Annotated in this window: 20 protein-coding genes; 8 read left to right on the top strand and 12 right to left on the bottom strand. The window is 59.0% G+C overall.

Annotated features, from left to right (window positions below):
* The first annotated feature begins 174 nt into the window (after positions 1–174).
* Complete coding sequence (locus HHJ18_RS16470) at positions 175–1,449, top strand: MFS transporter (RefSeq protein ID WP_366558850.1); 1,275 nt, start codon at positions 175–177, stop codon at positions 1,447–1,449.
* Positions 1,450–1,515: 66 nt separating this feature from the next.
* Here the strand turns inward: HHJ18_RS16470 and HHJ18_RS16465 are convergent, their stop codons facing one another.
* From HHJ18_RS16465 to HHJ18_RS16455, 3 genes are all read right to left on the bottom strand, one after another.
* Positions 1,516–1,824, bottom strand: coding sequence for an EthD family reductase (locus HHJ18_RS16465; RefSeq protein ID WP_296916927.1), 309 nt, complete (start codon positions 1,822–1,824; stop codon positions 1,516–1,518).
* A 264-nt stretch (positions 1,825–2,088) separates the two neighbouring features.
* Positions 2,089–2,268, bottom strand: a complete 180-nt coding sequence (locus HHJ18_RS16460; protein ID WP_296916926.1) for a CsbD family protein — start codon at positions 2,266–2,268, stop codon at positions 2,089–2,091.
* A 444-nt stretch (positions 2,269–2,712) separates the two neighbouring features.
* Complete coding sequence (locus tag HHJ18_RS16455) at positions 2,713–3,153, bottom strand: CBS domain-containing protein (protein WP_296916925.1); 441 nt, start codon at positions 3,151–3,153, stop codon at positions 2,713–2,715.
* 248 nt (positions 3,154–3,401) lie between these two features.
* On the opposite strand from HHJ18_RS16455, the gene HHJ18_RS16450 reads away from it, so the two are divergent.
* From HHJ18_RS16450 to HHJ18_RS16440, 3 genes are all read left to right on the top strand, one after another.
* Entirely contained in the window at positions 3,402–5,930 is a 2,529-nt protein-coding gene (locus HHJ18_RS16450; protein ID WP_296916924.1) for a N,N-dimethylformamidase beta subunit family domain-containing protein, read from the top strand.
* Positions 5,931–6,077: 147 nt separating this feature from the next.
* On the top strand, positions 6,078–6,479 hold the full coding sequence (locus HHJ18_RS16445; protein WP_296916923.1) for a cupredoxin domain-containing protein: 402 nt from the start codon (positions 6,078–6,080) through the stop codon (positions 6,477–6,479).
* 542 nt (positions 6,480–7,021) lie between these two features.
* Positions 7,022–7,339 carry a hypothetical protein gene (locus HHJ18_RS16440; RefSeq protein WP_296916922.1) on the top strand — a complete coding sequence of 106 codons (318 nt, stop codon included), beginning with the start codon at positions 7,022–7,024 and terminating at the stop codon, positions 7,337–7,339.
* A gap of 51 nt (positions 7,340–7,390) precedes the next feature.
* On the opposite strand, the gene HHJ18_RS16435 is transcribed toward HHJ18_RS16440, so the two are convergent.
* From HHJ18_RS16435 to HHJ18_RS16425, 3 genes are all read right to left on the bottom strand, one after another.
* Complete coding sequence (locus HHJ18_RS16435) at positions 7,391–8,485, bottom strand: AI-2E family transporter (protein ID WP_296917360.1); 1,095 nt, start codon at positions 8,483–8,485, stop codon at positions 7,391–7,393.
* A 114-nt stretch (positions 8,486–8,599) separates the two neighbouring features.
* Positions 8,600–8,992, bottom strand: coding sequence for a hypothetical protein (locus tag HHJ18_RS16430; protein ID WP_296916921.1), 393 nt, complete (start codon positions 8,990–8,992; stop codon positions 8,600–8,602).
* A gap of 73 nt (positions 8,993–9,065) precedes the next feature.
* Positions 9,066–9,293 carry a hypothetical protein gene (locus HHJ18_RS16425; protein ID WP_296916920.1) on the bottom strand — a complete coding sequence of 76 codons (228 nt, stop codon included), beginning with the start codon at positions 9,291–9,293 and terminating at the stop codon, positions 9,066–9,068.
* A 555-nt stretch (positions 9,294–9,848) separates the two neighbouring features.
* Between HHJ18_RS16425 and HHJ18_RS16420 the strand changes: the two genes are divergently transcribed.
* Both HHJ18_RS16420 and HHJ18_RS16415 read left to right on the top strand, forming a co-directional pair.
* A complete protein-coding gene (locus HHJ18_RS16420; protein ID WP_296916919.1) occupies positions 9,849–11,672 on the top strand; it encodes a 3'-5' exonuclease in 1,824 nt (607 codons plus the stop codon).
* Positions 11,673–11,700: 28 nt separating this feature from the next.
* Complete coding sequence (locus tag HHJ18_RS16415; protein WP_296916918.1) at positions 11,701–13,815, top strand: AAA family ATPase; 2,115 nt, start codon at positions 11,701–11,703, stop codon at positions 13,813–13,815.
* 58 nt (positions 13,816–13,873) lie between these two features.
* Here the strand turns inward: HHJ18_RS16415 and HHJ18_RS16410 are convergent, their stop codons facing one another.
* The 4 genes from HHJ18_RS16410 to HHJ18_RS16395 all read right to left on the bottom strand — a co-directional run bounded on the left by HHJ18_RS16410 (position 13,874) and on the right by HHJ18_RS16395 (position 20,210).
* Positions 13,874–17,326 carry an AAA family ATPase gene (locus HHJ18_RS16410; protein WP_296916917.1) on the bottom strand — a complete coding sequence of 1,151 codons (3,453 nt, stop codon included), beginning with the start codon at positions 17,324–17,326 and terminating at the stop codon, positions 13,874–13,876.
* Positions 17,323–18,558, bottom strand: a complete 1,236-nt coding sequence (gene sbcD, locus HHJ18_RS16405; RefSeq protein ID WP_296916916.1) for an exonuclease subunit SbcD — start codon at positions 18,556–18,558, stop codon at positions 17,323–17,325. Before sbcD ends, HHJ18_RS16410 begins: the two co-directional genes overlap by 4 nt.
* Positions 18,559–18,900: 342 nt before the next feature.
* Positions 18,901–19,074, bottom strand: a complete 174-nt coding sequence (locus HHJ18_RS16400) for a hypothetical protein (protein WP_296916915.1) — start codon at positions 19,072–19,074, stop codon at positions 18,901–18,903.
* Positions 19,075–19,247: 173 nt separating this feature from the next.
* Positions 19,248–20,210, bottom strand: a complete 963-nt coding sequence (locus HHJ18_RS16395; protein ID WP_296916914.1) for a metallophosphoesterase — start codon at positions 20,208–20,210, stop codon at positions 19,248–19,250.
* A gap of 87 nt (positions 20,211–20,297) precedes the next feature.
* On the opposite strand from HHJ18_RS16395, the gene HHJ18_RS16390 reads away from it, so the two are divergent.
* Positions 20,298–21,074: a tRNA-uridine aminocarboxypropyltransferase gene (locus HHJ18_RS16390; RefSeq protein ID WP_296917358.1), complete on the top strand. Its 777-nt coding sequence runs from the start codon at positions 20,298–20,300 to the stop codon at positions 21,072–21,074.
* 37 nt (positions 21,075–21,111) lie between these two features.
* On the opposite strand, the gene HHJ18_RS16385 is transcribed toward HHJ18_RS16390, so the two are convergent.
* Together HHJ18_RS16385 and HHJ18_RS16380 are read right to left on the bottom strand one after the other, a co-directional pair.
* Entirely contained in the window at positions 21,112–22,110 is a 999-nt protein-coding gene (locus HHJ18_RS16385; RefSeq protein ID WP_296916913.1) for an aldo/keto reductase, read from the bottom strand.
* 48 nt (positions 22,111–22,158) lie between these two features.
* Positions 22,159–22,572, bottom strand: coding sequence for a MerR family transcriptional regulator (locus tag HHJ18_RS16380; protein WP_296916912.1), 414 nt, complete (start codon positions 22,570–22,572; stop codon positions 22,159–22,161).
* Positions 22,573–22,708: 136 nt separating this feature from the next.
* Between HHJ18_RS16380 and HHJ18_RS16375 the strand changes: the two genes are divergently transcribed.
* Positions 22,709–22,960: a hypothetical protein gene (locus HHJ18_RS16375; RefSeq protein WP_296916911.1), complete on the top strand. Its 252-nt coding sequence runs from the start codon at positions 22,709–22,711 to the stop codon at positions 22,958–22,960.
* The last annotated feature ends 501 nt before the right edge of the window (positions 22,961–23,461 follow it).

The following is a 23,461-nucleotide window of genomic DNA, read 5'->3' as shown; positions in this document are numbered from 1 at the left end:
ATATTTTTAATAGCTAGTTGCGCCCGTCCTGATTGGGCTGGCGGCCTATTTGATACTTAAAAAATTACGTATCAGCCTTTCCCGTCGTTGGGGAAAGGGTGGGATGGGGGCTTTCGGTAAACCGCAAACAGAGAAAGACGCCGCCTCGGTGTACCCTCAACGCCCAATACCGCCATGAACTCCAGCCCCCTGCAGCCACCCGCAACCGCACCCCGGCGCGCCGCGCCCCGCGCGCGCCCGGTCTGGGTCATGCTGTTCGCGCTGACCACCGCATTCGCGCTCAGCCAGGCCTACCGCACCGTGGCGGCCATCATGGCCGCGCCCCTGCAAGCCGACTTTCACTTGAATGCGCAGGCGCTCGGCCTGTTCGCCGGCGCCTTTCACTTTGCTTTTGGCGCCATGCAATTGTTCATGGGCATTGGCATTGATCTGCACGGCGTGCGGCGCACCGTGCTGACGGCTTTTCCGATCGCCATTGCCGGCTCTGCGCTGTCGGCGCTGGCGCCCAGCTACGCCGTGCTGGTGGCGGGCCAGGTGTTGATAGGCATCGGCTGCGCGCCGGCGTTTTTGGTGTGCACCGTGTTCATCGCGCGGCACTTGCCGGCTGACCGCTTTGCCGCGATTTCCGGGCTCACGCTGGGCCTGGGCGGCATCGGCATGCTGCTGACCGGCACGCCGCTGGCCTGGCTGATACAGGCCACGTCGTGGCGCATGGGCTTTTGGGTGCTGGGTGGGCTGGCCGCGCTGGCCTGGCTGCTGATCTGGGCGCTGGTGTATGAGCCCCCACCCCCATCGCCGCCCGGCCTGGGCGGCGCGACCCACCCCAAGGAATCACTGGGTCAGGCGATTGGCAAGTTCGGCGCGATTTTCATGCTGCCGCACACGCTGGGCATTGTGCTGCTGGCCGGCGTTGGCTATGCGTCCTTCATTGCGCTGCGCGGCCTATGGCTAGGCCCCATGCTGATGCAGCGCCATGGCTTTTCCCTGGTGCAAAGCGGCAATGTCGCGCTGGCGATGTCGCTGGCCTCGCTGTTTGGGCCACCGCTGTTCGGCCGCTTTGACCCCGGCCCGGCGCAGCGCCGGCGCTGGATCGTCGGTTTCACGCTGCTGCTGTCCGCACTGTTTGCGGCGTTTGCATTTACGCACAACAGCGTCATCGACGTGCTGGGTCCCATCGTCATTGGGGCGCTGTCCGGCTACCTGGTGCTGCAGTACGCTGATGTGCGCGCCGCTTACCCGCCGGCCATCACCGGGCGCGCCATGGCGGTGTTCACCATGGCGATGTTTCTGGGCGTAGCGGCGATGCAGTGGTTTACTGGCCTGGTCGCATCCCTGGCAGCGGCGCAACGCGTTGAGCCCTTCACGGCGGTGCTGGCCAGCATTGCAGCGCTGCTGGCGGCGGGCGCGCTGGCGTTTACGCTGCTACCGGGGCCGCCGCATCCCGCCTGAATCCGCGGCAGTGCCTGGCGGCTTGTGCTTCTCGGCTTCGCAACGTTGCGGCTTTGCGGGTTCGGATCAGACTTCCTTGGAATCGAACATCAGCATTTCGACGCCCGCTTGCGCAAAATTGCTTAAATCTGCGGCCGTGGCCTGCCCTTCGGGCGAGCCCAGCGCTTGCTGGATGGACTCCAACGACTCGAACTCCAGAATCGCCACCAGATGGTAGGGCGAGTCGCCAGCGGCCGAGGCCACCGCGCCGGTGCTGATCTCATAACTGAGCAAGTTCGGAATCTTCCTCGCAAGGGGTAGATGAATAGAAGAATAATGGCGGTCGAACGCTGCAGTGTCCTGCGGTTTTTTGTAGAGCGCGACAAGCTTGGCCATAGGAAATGTCCTTTGCGAGAGTTATGATTTTTTGGGTTGGATTAAAGGGGTGCAAGCGGCACCGAAACAGGTCCGCACTTACCCATCCACATTACCTCAAGGCGTCGTTGGGGGCTAGAGATTAAACACCGCGAAACACATTTTTAACCCTTTGATGACGTCGCGACGGCCAGTTCATCGCCCACGCGAAGCCGCCCACTTCGCAAGACATCTTGCGGAGTGGGCGGCTCAAATGCACCGACTATTTCAAGCCTGCGCGCAGGCTTACTTGGACGCGTCTTTCAAATTTTCCTTCGCGTCGCCGTAGTTCTTTTGAACATTGCCAGCAACCTGCTTGCCCAAGCCCTTGGCCTGCTGCTCTTTGCTGTTAACCAGCTTGCCCGCTGCTTCCTGTACTTTGCCTGCAGCTTCCTTGGTAGCGCCTTTGACTTGATCCTTGTTCATCATGAACTCCTGGTAAATGTGACTTGAAAAACTAACGGAATCCTGGCGCGACAGCTTGGGAACTAACCTTTCAAGATTAAAGCTGTCGCGGGTCGGCTGTTCGTAGAATTGCGCCGACCAGTTTCACCTTACCGAGCGGCTGATTTGTGTCGTGTAGGTCTTCGCCGACAAAGCATGTCAGAACGTCATACCGACGGCGGGCTTGCTACGTTATTGATAGCGGCCGCGGCTGCTGGCTGTCCTGCGGGCTGGCGACGCGTGTGAAAAGAAGGTTCAAACCAATGGATGTAAGCGCAATTAGCTACTTATTTAATAGCGTCCGTTGCTTGTCCAAGACCGCCGGCCCGGCCAGCCTCGCTCAAAAAAACCAACCCATCAACCAAGCCAATAAAAATTAAATCCTTGGGCATCTCCCAAAACGCCTAGAGCTAAAACATCAGCAACTCAATACCGATCCCCTGCGATGTACCGCTCCAGCTGCTCAATAATAAATTTTTGCTCGGAAATGATGTCTTTCACCAGATCACCGATGGAGATGAGTCCCAGCAGCTTGCCGTCTTCAACCACGGGCAGGTGCCGCAAGCGGTGCTGCGTCATCAGCGCCATGCAGTGGTCGGGCGACTGCTCGGGGCCGACAAACATCACCGCCGTGGTCATGACTTCGCGCACCTGCGTCAGCGGTGACGACCGCCCCAGCAGCGCAACCTTGCGGGCGTAATCGCGTTCGGTCACGATGCCGACGATGGCATCGCGCTCCGTCACCAGCAGCGAGCCGATGTTTTTCTCAGACATCAACTTCAGCGCATCAAACACCGTCGCCGACGGAGCGATCGAGTAAACGTCAGCGTCCGCTTTTGACTTCAGTATGTTGGCGACGGATTTCATGGCTGGCCTCCCAGGGTGGCAGATTTGTCGAGCAATCTCAACTGACAGTGTCTGCCAGTTCGCGCGGCTTCGCAACAACGCTGAAGAAGACCGCGCCGCCAAGCCAGTTCAAGTGTCATACGAAGGCTGGGAAATTTAACTTGAATGTTTCCATTCGGAAGTTTCATTGCGAAACATCAAAAGTACTACTACTATCGGGTTTCAAGATGGATTAATGCACTTTAATTTTTACCAATAAAGGGGGGCTCATGCAACGCTTTGCTACTCTTCCGCGTGGGCTGTTCTTGTTATTTTGGTTTTTCTGCAGCGTCTCCTGGGGGCAGCAAAACGTGATACAGGCCGAGAACGCCAAGCTTGGCACCTCCTCATGGCGACTGACAGCGCCCTCCGCCACCCCCACAGTTGAAGGCTATGCCTCGCACACCAGCGTCAATCGCGGGGAAACCATCCGCTTTTTTGTCAGCAGCGCGGCCCCCACTTACACGCTGTCGATTTACCGCATGGGCTGGTATGGCGGCCAAGGCGCGCGGCTAATGAGCACGGTAACGCTGACGGGCGTGAAACAGTCGACACCGCAGCCCGACCCGGTAACCGGCCTGATTGAGTGCAACTGGCTTGAGTCCTACCGCATCACCGTTCCCAATACGGTCGACAAGACCGACTGGGCCACCGGCATCTACCTGGCCAAGCTATCACCCAACACGACCAGTGCACCCAACGCGGGCACAGAAAGCCACATCATCTTCGTGGTGCGCGACGACACCTCGCGCTCCCCCTATCTGTACCAGTCAACCGCCACCACCTCGCAGGCCTACAACAACTGGGGCGGCAAGTCGCTTTATACCTACAACAGCGTTGGCGGTCCGGCGCGCAAAGTGTCCTTCAACCGGCCCTACGCCCGCAGCGGCTTCTTCGGCGGTTCGGGCAACTTTTTCGATTGGGAAGTCTACATGGTGAATTTTCTCGAGCGAGAGGGCTACGACGTTTCTTACGTGGCAAATATCGACCTGCACACCAATGGCGGCCAGCTGCTCAACCACCGGGCTTTTCTGGCTGCCGGGCATGACGAATACTGGTCTTATCAGATGAAAAGCGCGGCCCATGCGGCGCAGGCCCAGGGCGTGCATTTTGGCTTTTTTACCGCCAACGAGGTGTACTGGCAGGTTCGCTTCGAACCCAGCTCCACCGGAGAGCTCAATCGCACCATGGTCGGGTACAAGGAGGCAGCGCAGAGCATGGACCCCATGGCACTGGACGCAGACTTGACGAATGACAAATTCATCACGGCGCGCTTTCGCGACCTGAAGCCCATCTTCGGCGTGAACGACAGCGTGGCCCAGCCTGAAAACGGACTGGTCGGGGTGATGTACCACGGCGATCCGTTCAACGGCGACATGGTGGTGTCTGACGCTAGCAGTTGGGTTTACCGGGGTTCCGGCGTGATCAACAGCTCCCGCTTTGTGGGCCTGCTGGGGTATGAGACCGATGCCATCGCCGACAACGGCTACTCGCCGCCGCAACTGAGAAAAATTGCCGACTCGCCCGACACCTGGGGTGGCTCGCACATGGCGACCTACACCACGCCGGCCGGGGCCATCGTGTTTGCCACCGGCTCCATGCAATGGGTCTGGGGGCTCGACAACTATGCCTTCAGAAACCTTGAGAACGAGGCCGTCAAGCAGGCCACGCGCAACGTTTTGGCGCGCTTCGCGGTGGCGCCGCTGGCAATGCCTGGCAACGTGCAGGCGGCAGCGGCAGCTCAGGCCATCAACCTCAGCTGGACCCCCCCTCCGGCTGGCGCCACCTCGTTCAACATTTACCGCAGCCAGGCACCAGCCAGCCAAGGCACCACCCCCTACCGCACCGGCCTGAGCTCGCCTTCCTTCAGCGACACGGCACTGCCGGCAAGCGGCACCTATTACTACGTGGTTACAGCGGCCAATAGCGCCACTGAAAGCGCACAGTCAGCCGAAGTCTCGGCCACCGTGGTCGCTGGACCGCCGCCAACACCGGCGCCGGCCTGCAGTTTTCCGAACTGGGTCAGCGGCACGCAATATGCGGCCGGCAGCATCGTGGCTTATACGGACGGCAATCTGTATCGCGCCAAGTTTGCCAACCCGGGCTACATCCCAACAGTCAGCACTTTCTACTGGGAGCCCTTCGTCTGCACGGCCACACCTCCCCCCACGCCAACGCCAACGCCAACGCCCGTCTGCAGTTTTCCGAACTGGGTCAGCGGCACGCAATATGCGGCCGGCAGCATCGTGACCTATACGGACGGCAATCTGTATCGCGCCAAGTTTGCCAACCCGGGCTACATTCCGACGGTCAGCACTTTTTTCTGGGAACCCTACGTCTGCACGGGCACAGCTCCCCCCACACCCACACCAACGCCAACGCCAACGCCAACGCCCACGCCCACGCCCACGCCCACCTGCAGTTTTCCGGACTGGGTCAGCGGCACGCAATATGCGGCCGGCAGTATCGTGACCTACACAGACGGCAATCTGTATCGCGCCAAGTTTGCCAACCCTGGCTACATCCCAACGGTCAGCACTTTCTTCTGGGAACCTTACTTCTGCACGGCCACACCTCCTCCCACGCCGACGCCCACGCCAACTCCCACCTGCAGTTTTCCAAGCTGGGTCAGCGGCACACAATATGCCGCCGGCGCTGTCGTGTTGTATACCGACGGCAATCTCTACAGGGCCAAGTTCGCAAACCCCGGCTACATTCCGACGGTCAGCACTTTCTACTGGGAGAGGTACATCTGTTAAACACTGTGCAGGGCGACACTCCGGTAGCCTGGGTTTCCCTCAAAGAACCGACGTGATAAAGCAAGGGCTTCACGCAGCGTAGCCAACTGTAGCAACGGCGAAAGCATCTTTTCCAACAATGTGTCGGCAGTCAGATAGGAGAACGTAATGAACAAACCGAAACACCTCCTCTTCATCCTCGCGCTGGCGGCCGGGTGCGGCGTTGCGCAGTCGCAAGCCATCGGCACCGAGGCGTGGTACGCCGTGCCCGACGCCAGAGGCGTGCAGGTGGTCAACGTCGAGTGCGGCAACGGCGTCTTCGACCCGCGAGAAATCGTGGTCAAGAAGGGCAAGCCCGTGGAACTGTCAGTGCGCACGTCCGAAGCTTCGCAGGAATTTGTCTCGAACTTCAATCCGGGCAAAGCGATTGGCAAACAGAAGTCGAGCCACCGCTTCACTCCGACCGCCAATGGCCAGTTCGCATTGGCCTGCCAAAAACAAGGCGGGGGCGAAGATGCGCGCGTCAAAGCCAAAAAAAGCGGGCGGCTGACGGTGGTGCCCGACGAGTAGCAAACACCGTTTTGGCAAGGCGCGGCTTTTACGCAGAAGTGCCGCTATCGCAGCCAGGGTGCCGCGCCCTCCTGCCTGCCGCGTTCATGGCCGCGCTGGTTGGCACGATCTCCAAGCGCCCCGCCGCGGCCATCGTCCCATTCGCGCGTTGCCCGCTCTGGGCAAGCACCTCTCTCCCGTTTATGCACCCACGCGGCTGCAGCTTAGCTATCTTATTAATAGCTGGCCGCGCCCGTATCGCTTGGGCTAAACGCGGCATTGATACCTAAAACTGGGTTTTCAGGGTAATGGGGCCGGGCGCTGGCTTCCGGGCGTTTATCTTGCAAATTCGTCAATCGAAGTGTGCATTTGAGTACCAATACCTTCGTGGCCCGCTGGCCTTACGGGGGGTTTAGTCGCATGATCGAAGGTTACAAAGTGTTGGCTGAGGGATGAACGAATTGGCGGCTATCAAGTGGCGCTTTCTGGGTGCCGATTCCGTCTTGTGCGACTAATGCACGCGCCGCACAGCACAACTACTGGTTTATTTTTGAGGGAATCTGGTGATAAAGAAAATCGTATCGATGCTGGCCGGTGTGATGGCGCTCAGCGCCTGCAGCCTGATGCCCACAGAATCACAAGGCGAGGCCGACCGGCGACCGCAGATTTCCTTCAAGGCCACCACCGAGCGTGTGCTCAATTCAAAAATCATTCTGGACGGCATCGACATGGGCCAGGTGGGCAGCTACCTGGAAGGCGATACCTCGCTGCGCATTGACACCGGCTCCCACACGCTCATCGTCGCGTCAAACAACCGGCTTATTTACCAGCAGTCGTTTCATGCCGGCAGTGGTTACAGCCGTACCTTTACCGTGTACTGAAGGGACGTGATGCGGGGCCCTCCGCATCAACCCCCGGGCGACCAAAGCCCCCTACAGATCCTGGCGCGGCTCCTGGCCCGGCGCCTCCAGCGGTTCGGCCTCGCGGGCCTTAAGAAAAATGTCCCAGGCCGCCATGAACATGGCCGCAATCACCGGGCCAATGACAAAGCCATTCAGCCCGAACAGCGCCATGCCGCCTATGGTTGACACCAGCACCACGTAGTCCGGCATCTTGGTGTCCTTGCCGACCAGCACTGGTCGCAAAATATTGTCGACCAGGCCAATCACCAGCACGCCAAAGGCGATCAACACCACGCCCTGCCAGAGTGCACCCGTGGCCAAAAAGTAGATCGCCACCGGCAGCCACACCAAAGCCGCCCCCACCGCCGGCAACAGCGACAAGAAAGCCATCAGCGTGCCCCACAGCACCGGTGCGTGAACGCCAAGAAACCAGAAGATCAGGCCGCCCAGCGCGCCCTGCAGCATCGCCACCACGATGTTGCCCTTGACGGTGGCACGTATCACCGTGGTGAACTTGCTGAAAAGGCTGCGCTTGATCTGCATTTCCAGTGGAATCGCATCGCGGATGCGCCACGACAGCGCCGCTCCATCGCGCAAAAAGAAAAACAGCAGGTACAGCATGACAAAAAAGCTGACAAAAAAATCAAAGGCGTTCTGCCCGATGTTCAGTGCCTGCGTGGCAATGAACTGGCTGCCCCGGGTCAGGCTGGTCGTCAGGCGCTCTTGAATTACCCCCAGGTCGTTCAGGCCCGAACGCTCCAGCAGGGTGGTGGCCCAGGCCGGCAGTGCGTTGTAGACCTGTTGAAAATACCGCCCAAAGCTCAAGTCGCCCGACTGCACGCGCGCATACACGCCAGAGGCTTCCTGCACCAGCAAGCCGCCGATAAAACCTACCGGCAAAATGACCAGCACCAGAATGATCAACACCGTGAGCAGCGCGGCCAGCGTACGCCTTGGTGCCAGCCGCTTGAGCAGTCGCAAGAAAAGCCCGCTGAACAAAATGGCGAAAATTGCGCCCCAGAACACCGCCCCATAAAAAGGCCAGAGCACCCAGAAAAAAGCCAGCGACACCAGCAACAGCAGCAACAGGAAGGTCTTGTCTTCCAGTGCGGAAGACTGGGCCAGTTTTGAAAGTTTCATGGGTGTACGGGCGGCGGTTCAAGCGTCGGTTCTAGCGGTTTTTCAGGCGCTGGAAGGACCAGCGCCTGGGCCACTGATGATGGCACAGCGGCGGCGCTTTTAGGCTTTACCGCGTTTGCCGGCCTTCTTGTCAGCCTCATCGCCCCCGTCACCCGCATCGGCCTGCGGCGCATCAGGCTCGCCCAAATCGTCAAGGTCTTGCGCGGGCTCGTCCCCACCCGCGTCATCCAGCGCATCGTCTGCCGCAACGCCGCGCAACTGTTCAATCTGGTCGAGCATGCTATCGGCATTGGGCCGGTCGCGCCCGGTGCCGACCGCAGCGCGCTCGCCGGTGCCCGCTGCATCGCTGTCGCTGGCCAACTCGTCGTCACCGTAAGCGCCCACGGCATCACTGCCGCTGTCGGAGTTGTCGCTTGGCCCTAAAGAATGCACATCCTTGCCGCTGATCTCTTCGGGCGGTGTCGAGCCGCCCCTAATGCTGCTGGTCGCCATGGCTTGTTCCCTTGTGTTTAAAAAACGGGTTGATGTGATTTGATGTTTAAAAAAACAGGCCGCTGTGGCGCCTTCACTCATTCGGGTTGTTGCCCTGGATGCCGTGCTTTTCCTTGATCGCCAACTGCAGCATCTCAAGCCGGTCAACCAGCAGGTCAATCCCCGGAAAATCCTTGACCGGCTCGGCCATCAATCGCTCCAGTTCTTCACGCAACTGGCCGTATTCCGCTTGCAGATCGCGATTCAAATCGTCGGGGCTGAGGTAGCCGCTGCGCACGGCTGGCGCTGAATCTGAGGGCATGCGTTATCTCCCGGTGGTTTGCTGCAACAGCTGCACGCAATGCTTGATTATTCAGGCAGCAGGCTTGAAATCCAATTGTTTTGAAGGCTGCAAAACTGTAGGACAAGCGCCTATTTGTTTCCTCGGCTTGCACTTTGATGTCGTGACGCCAGGAACGAAAATCTAAAACCGCAAATCCTGCCGCTGCATACGCCCATGCCTGCCCCGCTGCCGCCGGTTGCCGGCGGCTTTTGATCCAGAGCAATACCGGGCTTGTCTGCGCCAGCGCCTTGGCGCGAACGCGCACGCCCGGCGTTCTATTTAGCCGATTCACCAGGTTTATTTGCGCATTTGAATACCAATGCCTTCATTCCATGCTGGCGGTAGGGCCTCTTTGGCCGCATGATGGTGAGTTACAAAATGTTAGCGAATGTATTGAAAGGTTGGTGGCTTGCGGATGACAGCTTTTAATTCCCCGACAGGGTTGCAGTCATGACGCATGAAACTATGCTTTTGATAGCTGCTTGCGCCCGTGGTTATTGGGCTAACGCCATTTTTTACCGGTAAAACAGCCGAATGGCGACGCTTATTCCTGCAATCGGCTCCTGCGTGTCGCGAATGACCCCCGGCGAGCGCCGGCTGGCCGAGCGGCTGGAGCAAAAGCTCGATGACGACTATTTGCTCTGGTACGACGTGCCGGTCGGCCCCAAGCAGTCGCACCCCGACTTTGTGGTGCTGCATCCCCGGCGCGGCCTCTTGATTCTGGAAACCAAGGACTGGAAGCTGGAGACTATCCAGCAAGCCACCCGGCAGGCGTGGGACATTCTGGTGGACGGGCGCGTCAAGGCGGTCATGAGCCCGCTGGCGCAAGCGCGGTTTTGCGCAATTCAAGTGGTGAACGCCCTAGAGCGCGACCCGCAGCTGGTTCATGCCGAAGGCCGGCACCAGGGCAAGCTCGCCTTTCCGTGGGGCCATGGCGTGGTTTTTACCCGCATCACGCGCAAGCAGTTCGACGCCGCCGGGCTGGGCGAGGCGATTGAGCCGCACTATGTGATTTGTCAGGACGAAATGCTTGAAACCGCTGGCTTAGAAGAATTTCAGCAGCGGCTCTGGCACATGTTTCCGCATACCTTTGGCGGCGGCCTCATGTCACTGCCGCAGCTGGACCGCGTGCGCTGGAACATGTTTCCGCAGGTGCGCGTGCAAACGCAGGGCGCCCTGTTTGACGACAACGACCCCGACGCCGAATTCCCCGACATGCTGCGCGTGATGGACCTGCAGCAGGAGCAGCTCGCCCGCAGCCTGGGCGACGGCCACCGCGTGATTCACGGCGTGGCCGGCTCCGGCAAAACCATGATCCTCGGCTACCGCGCCGAGTACCTGGCCAAGGCCCACACGCCCGCGTCCAAACCGATATTGATTCTTTGCTACAACGAGCCGTTGGCCGTCAAGCTGGCATCCAGCATGGAGGCCAAGGGGCTGTCCGGCATGGTGCATGCGCGGCATTTTCACAAGTGGTGCCGGGACCAACTGGTCACGTATGGCCAAACGCTGCCCGGTCAGGTCGGGCGCGAGCAGTACGTTGCAGAGCTGGTTCAACGCGTCATTCACGGCGTTGACCGCAGCCAGATTCCGTCGGGCCAGTACCAGGCCATCCTGATTGACGAAGGCCATGACTTTGCCCCCGAATGGCTCAGGCTGGTGACGCAGATGGTGGACCCCACCACCAACAGCTTGCTGCTGCTCTACGACGACGCGCAAAGCATTTACGAGCGCAGCCGCAGCAAAAATTTCAGTTTCAAAAGCGTCGGCGTGCAGGCGCAAGGCCGCACCACGATCTTGAGAATCAACTACCGCAACACCCGGCAGATTCTGCAAACTGCCAGCCTGATTGCGGCGGACCTGCTGACGGCGGACGACAAAGACGAAGACGGCATTCCGCTGGTCAAGCCGGTCAGCTGCGGGCGCGACGGGCAAGCGCCCATCATCATCAAACTGCCCAGCTTGCGGGAAGAAGCATTCGCGATTGCCGACCACCTGGGCGCTGCACACCAAGAAGGGCACGCTTGGGGAGACATGGCCATCCTGTGCGCAGACTGGAAAACCATGGATCTGTGCGCCGATGCCCTGCACCAGCGCAAGCTGCCCTTCAACGCGCGGAAGCGAACGGGCGATTTCAACCCCGGTGCCGACACCATCCAGATCATGACCATGAAGGTGAGCAAAGGCCTGGAGTTCCCGGTGGTGGCACTGCCCGGCGTGGGCCACATGCCCGCCGAGGGCGAAGACGAGCAGGAGGCCGCGCGGGTGTTTTATGTGGCGGCGACGCGGGCTACGCAGAGGTTGGTGATTACTCTCTGTGGAAACAGTCGCTTTGCCAGATTGCTATCACCGCAATAACCATCTTTCAATCAAACAGGTACAACTGATGAAACTAGAACATATCGAAGTTGAAAACTACAAGGGGCTCGTGCACGCATGTTCAAAACTCGACGACTTCTCTTGCGTCATCGGAGAAAACAACTCGGGCAAGTCCACTCTATTGCAATCAGTTTTGCTTCTAATAAATGGTACGAAACTCTCACCTCACGAATACTTTGATTCTAAAAAGGAAATTCTAATAACTGGTATTTTTTCAGGATTAACAGACAACATTCTCGACAAAATTGGCGAAGAAAATAAGAAGAAGATTGAGAAATATGTCACAGACACTTCGATAACACTGGCACGGCGATACGCGACTGACGGCACTTCAAAACTACGAATTGTCACAAGCATCCCTAACGAAAAAAAATTCCGCGAAGAAAAAATCGAAGAGGCTTTTAAGGGAAAAAAAGGTAAGGAACTCGGCGACACATTACAAGCCTTCTACCCCGAGGTTGCATCGGTTGAAGTGACTAACGCCCTGACCACACAAAAGGCAGCAAAAGAACTTATTGACAAATATGTATCCGAATTACCACCAGATAAATTGATCCTGGCCGACATAGCACTTCCAACAGGGATCGACAACAGTATTCGAGGAATACTGCCTGAACCGGTATACATCCCTGCGGTTAAAGACTTTTCAGACGATCTCAAAACTAAAGAGAGTGCGTCATTTGGAAAACTTTTACACATCCTGTTGGAGGTCATTGAAACTGATCTTTCAGACGCAGTCGAAACCTTTGAGGCACTTCGAAAAAAATTGAACCGCATCACAGGGGCTGATGGTCAAGTTTCCGATGAACGCATGGAAAGAGTGAAGGCGATAGAGGCGACGATTCAGAAAAATCTTCAAGAAACATTTAGAGATGTTTCCATCGAGATCAACATTCCCCCGCCCGAGGTGAAATCAATCCTATCGAATGCAACTATTGTTGCTGACGATGGCATGAGGGGGCCAGTCGAAAATAAAGGCGATGGTTTTAAACGCGCCATTACCTTTAGTATTCTGCGCACCTATGTTCAGCTATCTCAGCAGGCGGACTGGAAAAAGCCTGACGACAAACCAAAAACGACCAAAGACAAATTTTTATTTCTCTTTGAAGAGCCAGAGCTATACCTGCACCCTCAAGCTCAGAATATCTTATTCGAAGCTCTTTCGCTCATTTCCAAAACCCAACAGGTATTGGTAACAACTCATTCCCCCCTGTTTTTCTCACCAACTATTACAAAGACGTTCATTAAGATCTATAAGCAGCGTTTGCCGGAGCAGGTAAAACCCCAGAGCATTTGTCTCACCATTGATTTAAATGACATGCCGACCAAAGATCAGTTTCAAATTATTTCTTTTGAAACAGGCAGCCATGCTTTCTTCTCCCGCAGGGTCATTTTGGTGGAGGGGGATAGCGAGCTTATTGCCCTTCCGCATATCGCAAAAATGATTAATGCCCAATGGGATCTGAAGGCCAATTCTATTAGCCTAGTGAAAATAAACGGGAAGGGCAGCTTCAAACGATACCGCGATTTTTTCTCAAAATTCAACGTAAATATTATGTTGGTGTCGGACCTGGATGTCCTGCTAGATGGATTTGACAAAACTGATCCTTCTGACGAAATGAAAGCAATGCGATCAGATTTGCTAGTGGCAGTGGACAAAATAATTGCGGATGAGAACCTTCTGGCCATTCCAAATCCTAAATTACTAAAAGAAGAATTCCAGCGTGAAAGGGTTAAGGTGCTTCACCGTGCACTTGTCGAGGCGCGGACGGCGGCGGACGTTGCGGAACAATGCAGAATCCTCGACGAGATCTTTCTATTCCAAAAGACACTGCCACGCCTTGAAGTGCTTTCTGACAACTCAAGGGCAGACATAGTTTTTCAAAAGCGCGGGCTTTTAGCTGCACTTCGAACAAGGGGAATATTTGTGCTGGAGAAGGGTGCAATTGAAGAGTACTACCCCGATACAGTGACAGGAGGGGACAAACCGTCTATGGCTCAATCGTTCTGTAAATTGGTGAAGAGCAGGGATGAAGTGCTTGCACTTTGCCAAGTGCTCGACCTAGCGGGCGTGCAGACACCGGAACTCGAAGTCATCATGGGACAGATATTCACTCCGTGAACGACAAGTACTATTAGATATACGGTTGAGATGAGCGCACAGACGTTTTTGAAAGCGCCTAGAACAGTAGCTTTGAATGCCCAATCCCGCCACCCTTCTCGACCCGGATCTGCGCGGGAATGCGTTCTTTCAAACTTTCCACATGGCTGATGACGCCGATCATCTTGCCGCTGGCGTTCAGGGTGTCGAGGGCGCTTAAGGCGATCTCCAGGGTGTCGCTGTCCAGCGTGCCAAAGCCTTCGTCCAGAAACAGGGAGTCGATGGAAGTCTTGTTGCTCACCAAATCAGACAGCGACAGCGCCAGGGCCAGGCTGACCAAAAAGCTTTCGCCGCCAGACAGGGTGCGCGTGTCGCGCGCCACGTCGCCCTGCCAGCCGTCGACGATGTCCAGTTCCAGTTCACCGGTCTGTTTGCGCCGCAGCAGGTAGCGGCCATGCAGGCGCGCAAGGTGGCGGTTGGCCAGATGCAGCAGGTGATCCAGCGTCAGCCCCTGCGCAAATTTTCGGTATTTGTCGCCCTTGGCGGAGCCGACCAGGCTGTCAAGCCGTTGCCAGATATCAGTCTCGGTGGTCTGCGCGCCGATTTGTTCAAACAGCGCCTGCTGGCTTTTACGGTGTTGCTCGTCTTTGGCCAGCAGGGCGCGCTGGGCGCCTATTTGCTGGCTGAGGGTGCTGCGTTGTTCTTCCAGCACGGCCAATTGCGCAACCAGGTCGTCCAGAGACAACGCCGTCAAGGCCTGTTCTTCCAATCGGGTTTGCCGGTCATGTGCGGCCTGCAGCAGGGCCATGGCCTGCTGGTGCACGGTTTGCAGCGACTCTTTCAACGCGATCAGTTGCTGGCGGTCTGGCGCAGACAACAGGGCCGCCTCAAAAGCCATCGCGTTGGCAAACGGGCTGGTGGCAAGCGCCATTTGCCAGGCGTTGTCTGCATCGGCCAAGGCCGGGCCTTGTTGTGCCAGGTTGCCTTGCACTTGGGCCTGTCGGCCCTGCAAAGCAGCAATGGCCCGCGACAGCCGGTCGATTTCATTCGCGCGTTGCGTGAGAACCGTGGGCAAATCACCCCCGGCCTCGACCATGAGTGGGGAAGGCGAAACCGTATCGCCATCAAAGCTGGCCCGCAAAATGCCCCAGCGCTGCACCCACAGTGTGGTCTGCGTCTGCGCTGCTTCGCATTGCGCGTGCTGGCGGGTGATGGCCTGCGCCAGTTCCTGCAGCTGGCCTTGCATTTGCTGCCACTGCTGCCATTCGCCTTCGCGTTCTTTCAGCCACGGTGCAGATTCGACTGGCAGGCCGTAGCCCGCCTCCGCCAGCGTGGCGTGGAGGCTTGCCTCCAGCGCGGCAAGGTCATCCTGGCCGGACTGAAGCGCCGCCTTCAATGTGCCCTGGCGGGCCAGGGCGTCTTGCTCGGCCTGTTGCAGGCGCTCCAGCTGGTTGGTGGCGGTCTGCAGCGCCTGGGCGCTTTGGTTGACCGCGTCCATCGCCCGGTGCAGCGCTTGTTCTCCCGCCTCGGCGGTTTGCAGGCTTTGAGTGGTTTGGTTCAGGGCCTGCGCAGCGGCGGCGCGGGCCGCGCTCAATCCTTCTGCGTTTTGCCAGTCGTCTGCGGCCAGGGCGCGCGGGCTTGTGATGGGCGCGGTTAACTCGGTCCAGTCCACCAGCCACTGGCCAATGTCTTGGCCAATTTGCGCTTGCTGCTTGAGGCGGCTGGCTTGACTGACTTGGCTGGCAGTCAACTCGGCTGAGGCTTTTTGACCGTCCACCACCGAAGCATCCAACGCGGCCTGCTTGTCTTTCAAGGCGGCGGCGGTGCTGGATACGTCAAGCGCTTGGTAGGCGTCAATGGCGGGGTGTTCCGTGGCGCCGCACAAGGGGCAGGCGTCGCCGGGCTGCAGCGCCAGTCGGTGCGTGTCCAGGCTTTGAATGCGGTGTTCCTGGTCAAGCAGTTTTTGCTTGTCGGTAACTTGCTCTTTCAAGTTTTTGTACTGCTCGCGCAGGGCAATCACTGCGGCCTCTTGCGGCGCGATGGTGGCTGCGGCCTGCTGCTGTTCTGCCGTCAGCGCAATGTGTCGGGTGGCCAGTGCGCGGCGCTGGCGGGCCAGGGTCTCTGTTTGCTGCCAGCAGTGGACGTTGGCTTGTTCGGTTTGGCACTGCTCGCGCATGGCCGCCAGTGTTTGGCCTGCCAGGCGCAGGTTTTGCGCTGTCTGCGCAGTGTGCCGCGCGGCCTCAAACGCGGTTTTGGCTTGGGTCGCTGTTTCGACAAGCGAGCGTTGGACGACTATTTGGCTGGAACGCTCGCCCTGTTCGGTGCTGAGTGTTTGCAAAGCCCTGTTCTGTGTGCCCAGGCTTTGCTGCAGCTTCAGGCGTTGGTCAAACTGTTGCCGCCAGGCACCCAGGCGTTCGCCCAGTGCGGCGCGCTGCGGGTGAGCGGTGCAGAAGTCGTCGAGTTGCTGGCGTTGACTTTGCTTCAGCTTCAACTGCTTCTCAGCGTCGCTGGCAATGCGGCCCGCGACGGATTGGGCGAGGTCGTGCTGCTGGTAGTGCGCCGCTTGCTGGCGCTTCAAATCAAGCTGCAGCGCTGCCAACGCGCTTTCGCTGCCGCTACACGCCACTTGCGCTTGCTGCCACGCCTGGTGCAGCGGCTTGAGGGCTTGCGCGGGCGCACTGTCCGCCAGGCGGCGAAGTTCTGGCGCGGCGGCTTCCAGCGCGGCATAGGCAGCATCGCGTTTGGCCTCGGTGGCCTGAATGTCTTGCGCGTTTTGCAGGCGATTGAGCTGCCACTGGCGTTGCACCAAGCTGGTTTGGTGAGCGCTCTGCACGCCCGCCAGTTCGATGCCCAGGCGGTCGGCATCGCGCTGCATGGCTTCGTGCTGCTCGGCGGTCAGCAACTCCATGCCATCGGCACGGGCTTTTAATTGGTCCAGTTGCTGCTTGGCATCCCTTGCCTGTTCGTACACCTTTTTCGAGATCTCGCCGTAGATTTCAGTGCCCGTCAGCTCCTCCAGCAATTCGGCGCGCTCATTGGCGCTGGCGTTCAGAAACGCGGCAAAACCGCCCTGGGCCAGCAGCATGGATTTGGTGAAGCGCGGAAAGTCGAGGCCGGTGATGGCTTCAATGCGTTTGAGCTTGTCGTTGCTCTGGCTGCTGAGAATCGCGCCCGCACCCGTGGCAAGTTCGACCCTGGGCGCCTGCAGCGCGCCGTCCACTTTGTCGCGGGCGCGCCGCTGGCTCCAGAAGGCGCGGTAGACGGCGCCCTTGACCTCGAAGCTCACCTCGGCCAGGCAGTCGGCGGTGTGGCGCGTCATGATGTCGTTGGCCGATGCCGAAATGCTTTTCAGGCGCGGCGTCTCGTGGTACAGCGCCAGGCAGATGGCGTCGAGCAGGGTCGATTTGCCCGCGCCGGTCGGCCCGGTAATGGCAAACAGACCATTGCCCGCAAACGGCGGCTGGGTGAAGTCGATGGTCCATTCGCCTTTGAGCGAATTCAGGTTCTTCAGGCGCAGTGAAAGAATTTTCATGCGTGGCCCTCTTGCAGGCTGGTGACGATGGACCGGTAGCGCTCATGCAAGGCGAGCTTCAACTCTTCTGCCAACTCCTCCTGGGCAAGGCGGCGGGCAAACACATCGTGGGGGCTGAGTTCGTCCAGGGTTTCACGGGCTGCGGCGGCCAGGGTGGCAGCCGCATTGCTGCGTTGGCGACGGATGCGCAGCACTTCCACCGGCAGCCCTTCCGTCATCGCCTCAATGCGCGCTGGCAGGTCGGCCAGATAGTCGTCTTCAGCCACCGTCACCTCCAGCCAGACCGGGCGCTCTGGCGTGCCGTCTGCGGCCGCTGCTCGAATCTTTTCGGCCAGCGCCAGCAGGTTGCCGCTGACCGATGCCAGGGCCTGAAAACGGGGTACTGGCAACGGCGTGATGGTTTGAAGGCCGTTGGCATCCAGATCGACCAGCAGTACCTGCTTTTGCTGGCGAACCTCGTCAAAACCGAGCGGAATTGGGGAACCGCAATAACGAATGTGGTTGAAGCCGCCGACCGTTTGCGGCTGGTGGATATGCCCGAGGGCGATGTAGTCAACCACTGGGAAGGCGGTTGTCGGAAAGGCATTCAGGGAGCCGACGTAAATTTCGCGCACCGACTCGCTGGTGCTGGCCCCTACCGTGGTCAGGTGCCCGGTGGCAATCAGCGGCAGCTTGCGGCCCAGCGCTGCCTCCAGTGCTGCGCGGTGGATGCTGGCGGCATCAAACACGGCGGCGTAATGCGCCTGGATGGCGATCTGCAAGGACTGCTGTTTGTCCTCGGCACTTTGCCCCGGCTGGCTTTGCAGCACATCACGCGGGCGGATGAAAGGAATGGCGCAGACGACGCAGCCGGCCACGCCCTGCCCGCCGCGCCTGGGCAACACCACGACCTGCGCAGTGGGGTCGTCCGCTGCGCCAATCACCGTTGCGCTCAGACAGGCCAGCAACGCCCGGCTTTCGCCCAGGGTGGACACCGAGTCATGGTTGCCGCCCAGCAGCAACAAGGCAACGCCGGCGGTGTGCAGCCGCACGACCAGTTGGCTGTACAGCTCGCGGGCGTAGCTGGGAGGGCTACCTGTGTCAAAAATGTCCCCGGCCACCAAGACTGCGTCCACCGCATGTGCATCCACCTGCACCAGGAGCCAGTCGATAAGCGCCTGATGTTCGGCCTGCCGGCTCTTGCCTATGAAATGCTGGCCGAGATGCCAATCAGAGGTGTGGAGAATACGCATTGGATTTTTAAGAGACAAAGTTTGAAACAATAAGTACTGATGCGTCAGTATCGTTTTTAAACCCAGCGACACCCCCATCTTTCCACGGCGAAAGCCATCGAACGCAAATTCGGGAAAATTGGCGGGCAGATTTCATTAAGACCAACTTGGGCCGCGGGCGCTGACGGCGTTGGTCGCCCTGCCAGCAATGGTGAAAAGCCCTGAGATGTTGCCGCGGGCCTAATGACACCGCTGGACAGCCTCAAATCAACGTATTTCCTCACGCAACAAGTCGGCCGTCACAGGCAAGCCACGCAACTCAAACGCCAAGATCAAATCTTGCGCCGGGCGCGCAGGATTGGCTCAGCGGGCACGCATTTTTTTGATCGCGCTCAAGACAGGAATCTGGTGCAACTGCAACTGGTTCATCACAAACTCATCGGGGTACTGGACTTCAATGCCCCAGGGTTGCAGAACGGCTTGCGAAAAATGGGTAGGGAATTGAGGAGCGGGATCGAATTGAGTCCTTGTGACCACCGACCGGCTTCCTCCAAATCGTCTGCTCTTTAATTAATAGCTGCTAGCGCCCGTACTCATTGGGCTACAAGCCGATATTACTAGAAATTGAAGCGGAAGCGACGGTCAAAATTCCATCGAGCCCAGGCCGGCTGCGCAAGCAAACAGGCCTGGCCCGCCACGGGCATAAGCCATTACGCTTTCTTGCGGCAATCAAACGCGCCTTCGTCCAGCACGGCATTGTCAACGTCAATAAACTTCCACTTGGCATTGCCTGCCGACAGCGACAAACGCATTACGCCGAAGGCTTGCGCCTGCTTCTCGCTGCCCGGACGTACGGTGTCGAAACCGGAAGTTATCGCGCCGCCGGTACCCACCACAAACGAGCGCAGGCCGCCGGTGGCGGACAGGGTGCCGTCGGAGGTCATGGCGGCAAAGCGCTCGTATTGGTGCAAGTGGGACTGCAGCACCACATCGGCCTTGGCCTGGTCCAGGATGTCCCACATGGCGGTCATGGTGGTGTTGTCGCCGTCCTTGCCCGATGTGAATCGGGCGTGGTGCCAGGCCGCCGCGACACAGGGCTGCGCGGTTGCCAGCTCTTGCTTGAGCCACTGTGCCTGGGCTGACGCGGCTGTCGCATCGATGTTGCTGTTCAGCGCAAATACGGTCCAGCCGCTTTGATCGATGCGGTAGTAGCCTGTCCGTTTGCCATCGGGGCTGGCCTTGGCGCCAAAGTAATCGTAGTAATTACTGTTGCCATTTTCATAGTCGTGGTTGCCTGGAATCGCGAAGGTTTTAGCGATAAACCGGCCCCAGGTTTTCTCATAGCAATCGGTGTAGCCGAGCATGGCGCCGGCCAAATAGGCATTGTCTCCAAGCGTCAGCACGTTTGCGTTGCCGCCGGCGCCGGCCAGTTGGCGCTCGACCAGCTGTGCTGTTTTCTCGGCATTGGTGTCGGCAGCAGGTCGAGCAAGACACTGCGCAATATCGCCCGCAGTCATCAGTTCCCACGGCGTCGTGGGGTTGGCCTGCAAGACCGGAGGCGCGGAGCCACCGCCGTCGCCGCCGCCACAGGCCACCACCGCCGCGCCTACCAGCGCGGCCGTCAAACCGAATCGAACTGCCCGCATTGCGTCCGGCCAAAAGTTCTTGTGCATAACGTAATCTTTCTCAAGGACTAACCTTGTGTGATGAGTTCCATGGTAACCGGCGGGTGTAGTGAGTCCCGCTGCTACAGTGCGCCCATGCTCACCCACGCCCTGCCGCACGCAGTTAATCGCCTGCGCACCGCGCGCCTGGCGCGCAGCTCCAAACCCTTTCTGGCCCGTGGCGGTCCGCGCGGGGAGCGCTGTGCCGGTTGCCGCCTGATCCTTAGCCACTGCCTGTGTGCCTTGCGCCCGGCAGTGCCTGTGCATGCGGGTGTGTGCCTGATCATGGCCGACATCGAGCCGCTCAAGCCTAGCAACACGGGCTGGCTGATTGCCGATGTGGTCGCTAGCACTTTCGCCTTTGGCTGGGCGCGCACCGAGGTTGATCCTGCGCTGCTGGCCCTGCTGGCCGATCCGCAGTGGCAGCCGTATCTGGTGTTTCCGGGGGAGTTTGTGGCGGCCGAGCGGGTGGTGACAGACGTGCTGCCCACCGAAACCCGAAACGGCGAGAAGGGCAAGCGGCCACTGTTTGTGTTGCTAGACGCCACCTGGCCCGAGGCGCGCAAGATGTTTCGCAAGAGCCCTTACCTGGACCACCTGCCGGTGCTCAGCCTGCAGAGCGAGCAACTCTCCAACTACCGGCTGCGCCGCTCCAAGCGTGATGACCACTTCTGCACCTCCGAGGTGGCTGCCCTGTGCCTGGAGCTGGCTGGCGAAACGCATCCGGCGCAAACCCTGCAGGCTTACCTGGATGTGTTCACCAACCACTACCTCAATGCCAAACAACAGTTGCCGGTGGATTTGGAAGACGCGGCGCACCAGCGTTTGCGCAGCCTGCGTTTGCCGCAGGGCAGTGGCACTGCGGCAGAGTAAACGCCAGTTCCGCGTACCCTAACTTCCGCAAATCTCATCATGCATTCACAGAGCCAATAAAGCTCTCGGGGTACCGCAAGCCCGCAGCTGCATCGGGCGGAAAACTCTTGTCGAGTTCTGCCAACTCTGCTGCACTCATCACCACATCCAGCGCAGATGTGTTCTGGTCAAGCCAGGTGCGGCGCTTGGTGCCGGGGATGGGGATGATGTCTTCGCCCTGGGCTAGAACCCAGGCGAGCGCGACCTGTGAGGCGGTGACGCCTTTTGCGGCTCCGATCTCTTTTATCTTTTCAACCAGCTTGAGGTTTTGCGTGAAGTTGTCTTTTTCAAAGCGTGGCGAAAAGCGGCGGCGGTAATCGTCTTCGGGCAGGTCTTCGGGTTTGGTAAAGGCACCCGTGAGAAAGCCCCTGCCCAGCGGTGAATAGGCGACCAGGCTCACGCCGTTTTTGCGGCAGGCGACCAGCGTTCCGGTGACTTCGGGGTCACGCGTCCACAGCGAATATTCACTTTGCAGCGCGGCGATGGGGTGCACCTTGCAAGCGCGGTCAATGGTTGCAGCAGAGGCTTCAGACAAGCCCAGAAAGCGTACCTTCCCGGCCTTGACCAGCTCGGCCATGGCGCCCACGGTTTCTTCGATCGGTACGGTCTTGTCAACGCGGTGCTGGTAGTACAAATCGATCTGCTCGATGCCCAGGCGCTGGAGGCTGGCGTCGCAGGCGGACTTGACGTAGTCGGGGTGGCCATTGATGCCACGTGCCGAAGGGTTGGCCGGGTCGCGGCTCATGCCGAACTTGGTGGCGATGAAAACATCCTTGCAGCTGCCGGCGATGGCCTTGCCGATGAGCAGCTCGTTGGTGTGCGGGCCATACACATCGGAGGTGTCGAGAAAATTTAGGCCGCGATCGAGCGCATGGTGGATGGTGGCAACAGACTCAGCATCGTCGCGGTTGCTGTAGAAGTCGCTCATGCCCATGCAGCCCAGACCGATGGCAGATATGGCGGGGCCGTTGCGGCCAAGTTTGCGGGTTTTCATCATGTGTGTCCTTTGATGATGGTGACAGAAATGAAATGAAGGGGGTAGGGCTCAGCCCGAACGGAGGTGGAGACGTGGCTCAGGCGCGCTTTTGGGCACCAGCTGCATTTCTTTGTAGCTGCGGATCTTTTTGCGGATGTATTTGAGGGTGTCGCCTAGCGCCTTCATGTCGGCCTCCACGCGCTCGGCGTGTTCTTCAAGAATGACTTGGCGTTTGGCGGCGCTGGCGGGTGCGAGGCCTTCGCGCAGCAGCTGCGCGTAAAGCTGCATGTCGCGCATCGACATGCCGGTGGCGCGCAGGCGCACCAGAAATTCGAGCCAGCGCATATCGGCCTCGCTGTAGCGGCGCGCGCCACTGCGGCGATCCACAGTCGCGATCAGGCCGATCTTTTCGTAGTAGCGCAGCGTGTGGGCGCTCAAGCCCGTGACTTCAGCGGCTTTGGAAATGCTCAGGGGCTGGTTCATGGCACTACTGTAAAACTTCGAGTGCACTCGAAGTCAAGCGATTATTTGTGGGCCTGGGGGCTAGCGGCGACAATTGGCTCAACTCGCAGACCACGCCCCAAGCCCGGCCAGCACCAACATTCAAGAGATCAGCACCATGACCCAAGACCCGAACCGCAAAAACGAATTGAAGAAGATGACGCTGTGCGATTCGTGCGCCGGCATCCAGCGCAACTGGCGCCGCGCCCCCGGGCACCCCGAACTGTTGCAGGGCGACAACCGCCATGAAACGCGCAGGCACGGCCTGATCACCATCACCAATTACCGCTGCGACCGCTGCGGCACCGCGTGGGAGTACGAGAACGACAAGACCAACCTGCACGCGGGCTGGTCCGTGGTGGGGCGATAAATCGCGCGCTGGTTTTTTGCCTGAGCCAGTCGATTGGAATGCCATGACTTTTACAGCCGATAGCCGATAGCCGATAGCCGATAGCCGGTTGGAGATTGGCGGTTTTTAAGTTTCGGGGCCGGCCAGGCGAGTTACTTTTCTTTGAGTTACTTTACTTTTGGCGAAGCAAATAAAAAGTAGCTAGTCGCGGGGTTACCCCGGTCAGCGGGGTCAGAGAAGAATTAATTGCTATTAAATAAATAGCTGCTTGCGCCCGTAGAAATTGGGCTACAGGCCGGTCTGCTATTCAGAACGGACTATTTGCACAGCCCGCCGCAGCGCCACCTGCGCCTGCAGCCGTGTCGAGTTCAGTGTGGGCAAGGGCGCTTCTTGTCGTGCATGATCAGCGGATCTCGGTGCAACCCAGCAAGACGGCGTCGCAGCGGTTTCACCGGGTCGCGCCGTGGTGGAAGCGTTCGACCCTTTGGTAAAGAGGTAGGGGACGGGGTAGTCGCCGGACGG

The sequence above is a fragment of the Polaromonas sp. genome (genome assembly GCF_012927455.1).
Taxonomy (GTDB): domain Bacteria; phylum Pseudomonadota; class Gammaproteobacteria; order Burkholderiales; family Burkholderiaceae_C; genus Polaromonas.
This window is presented reverse-complemented; position numbering and strand designations above follow the sequence as displayed.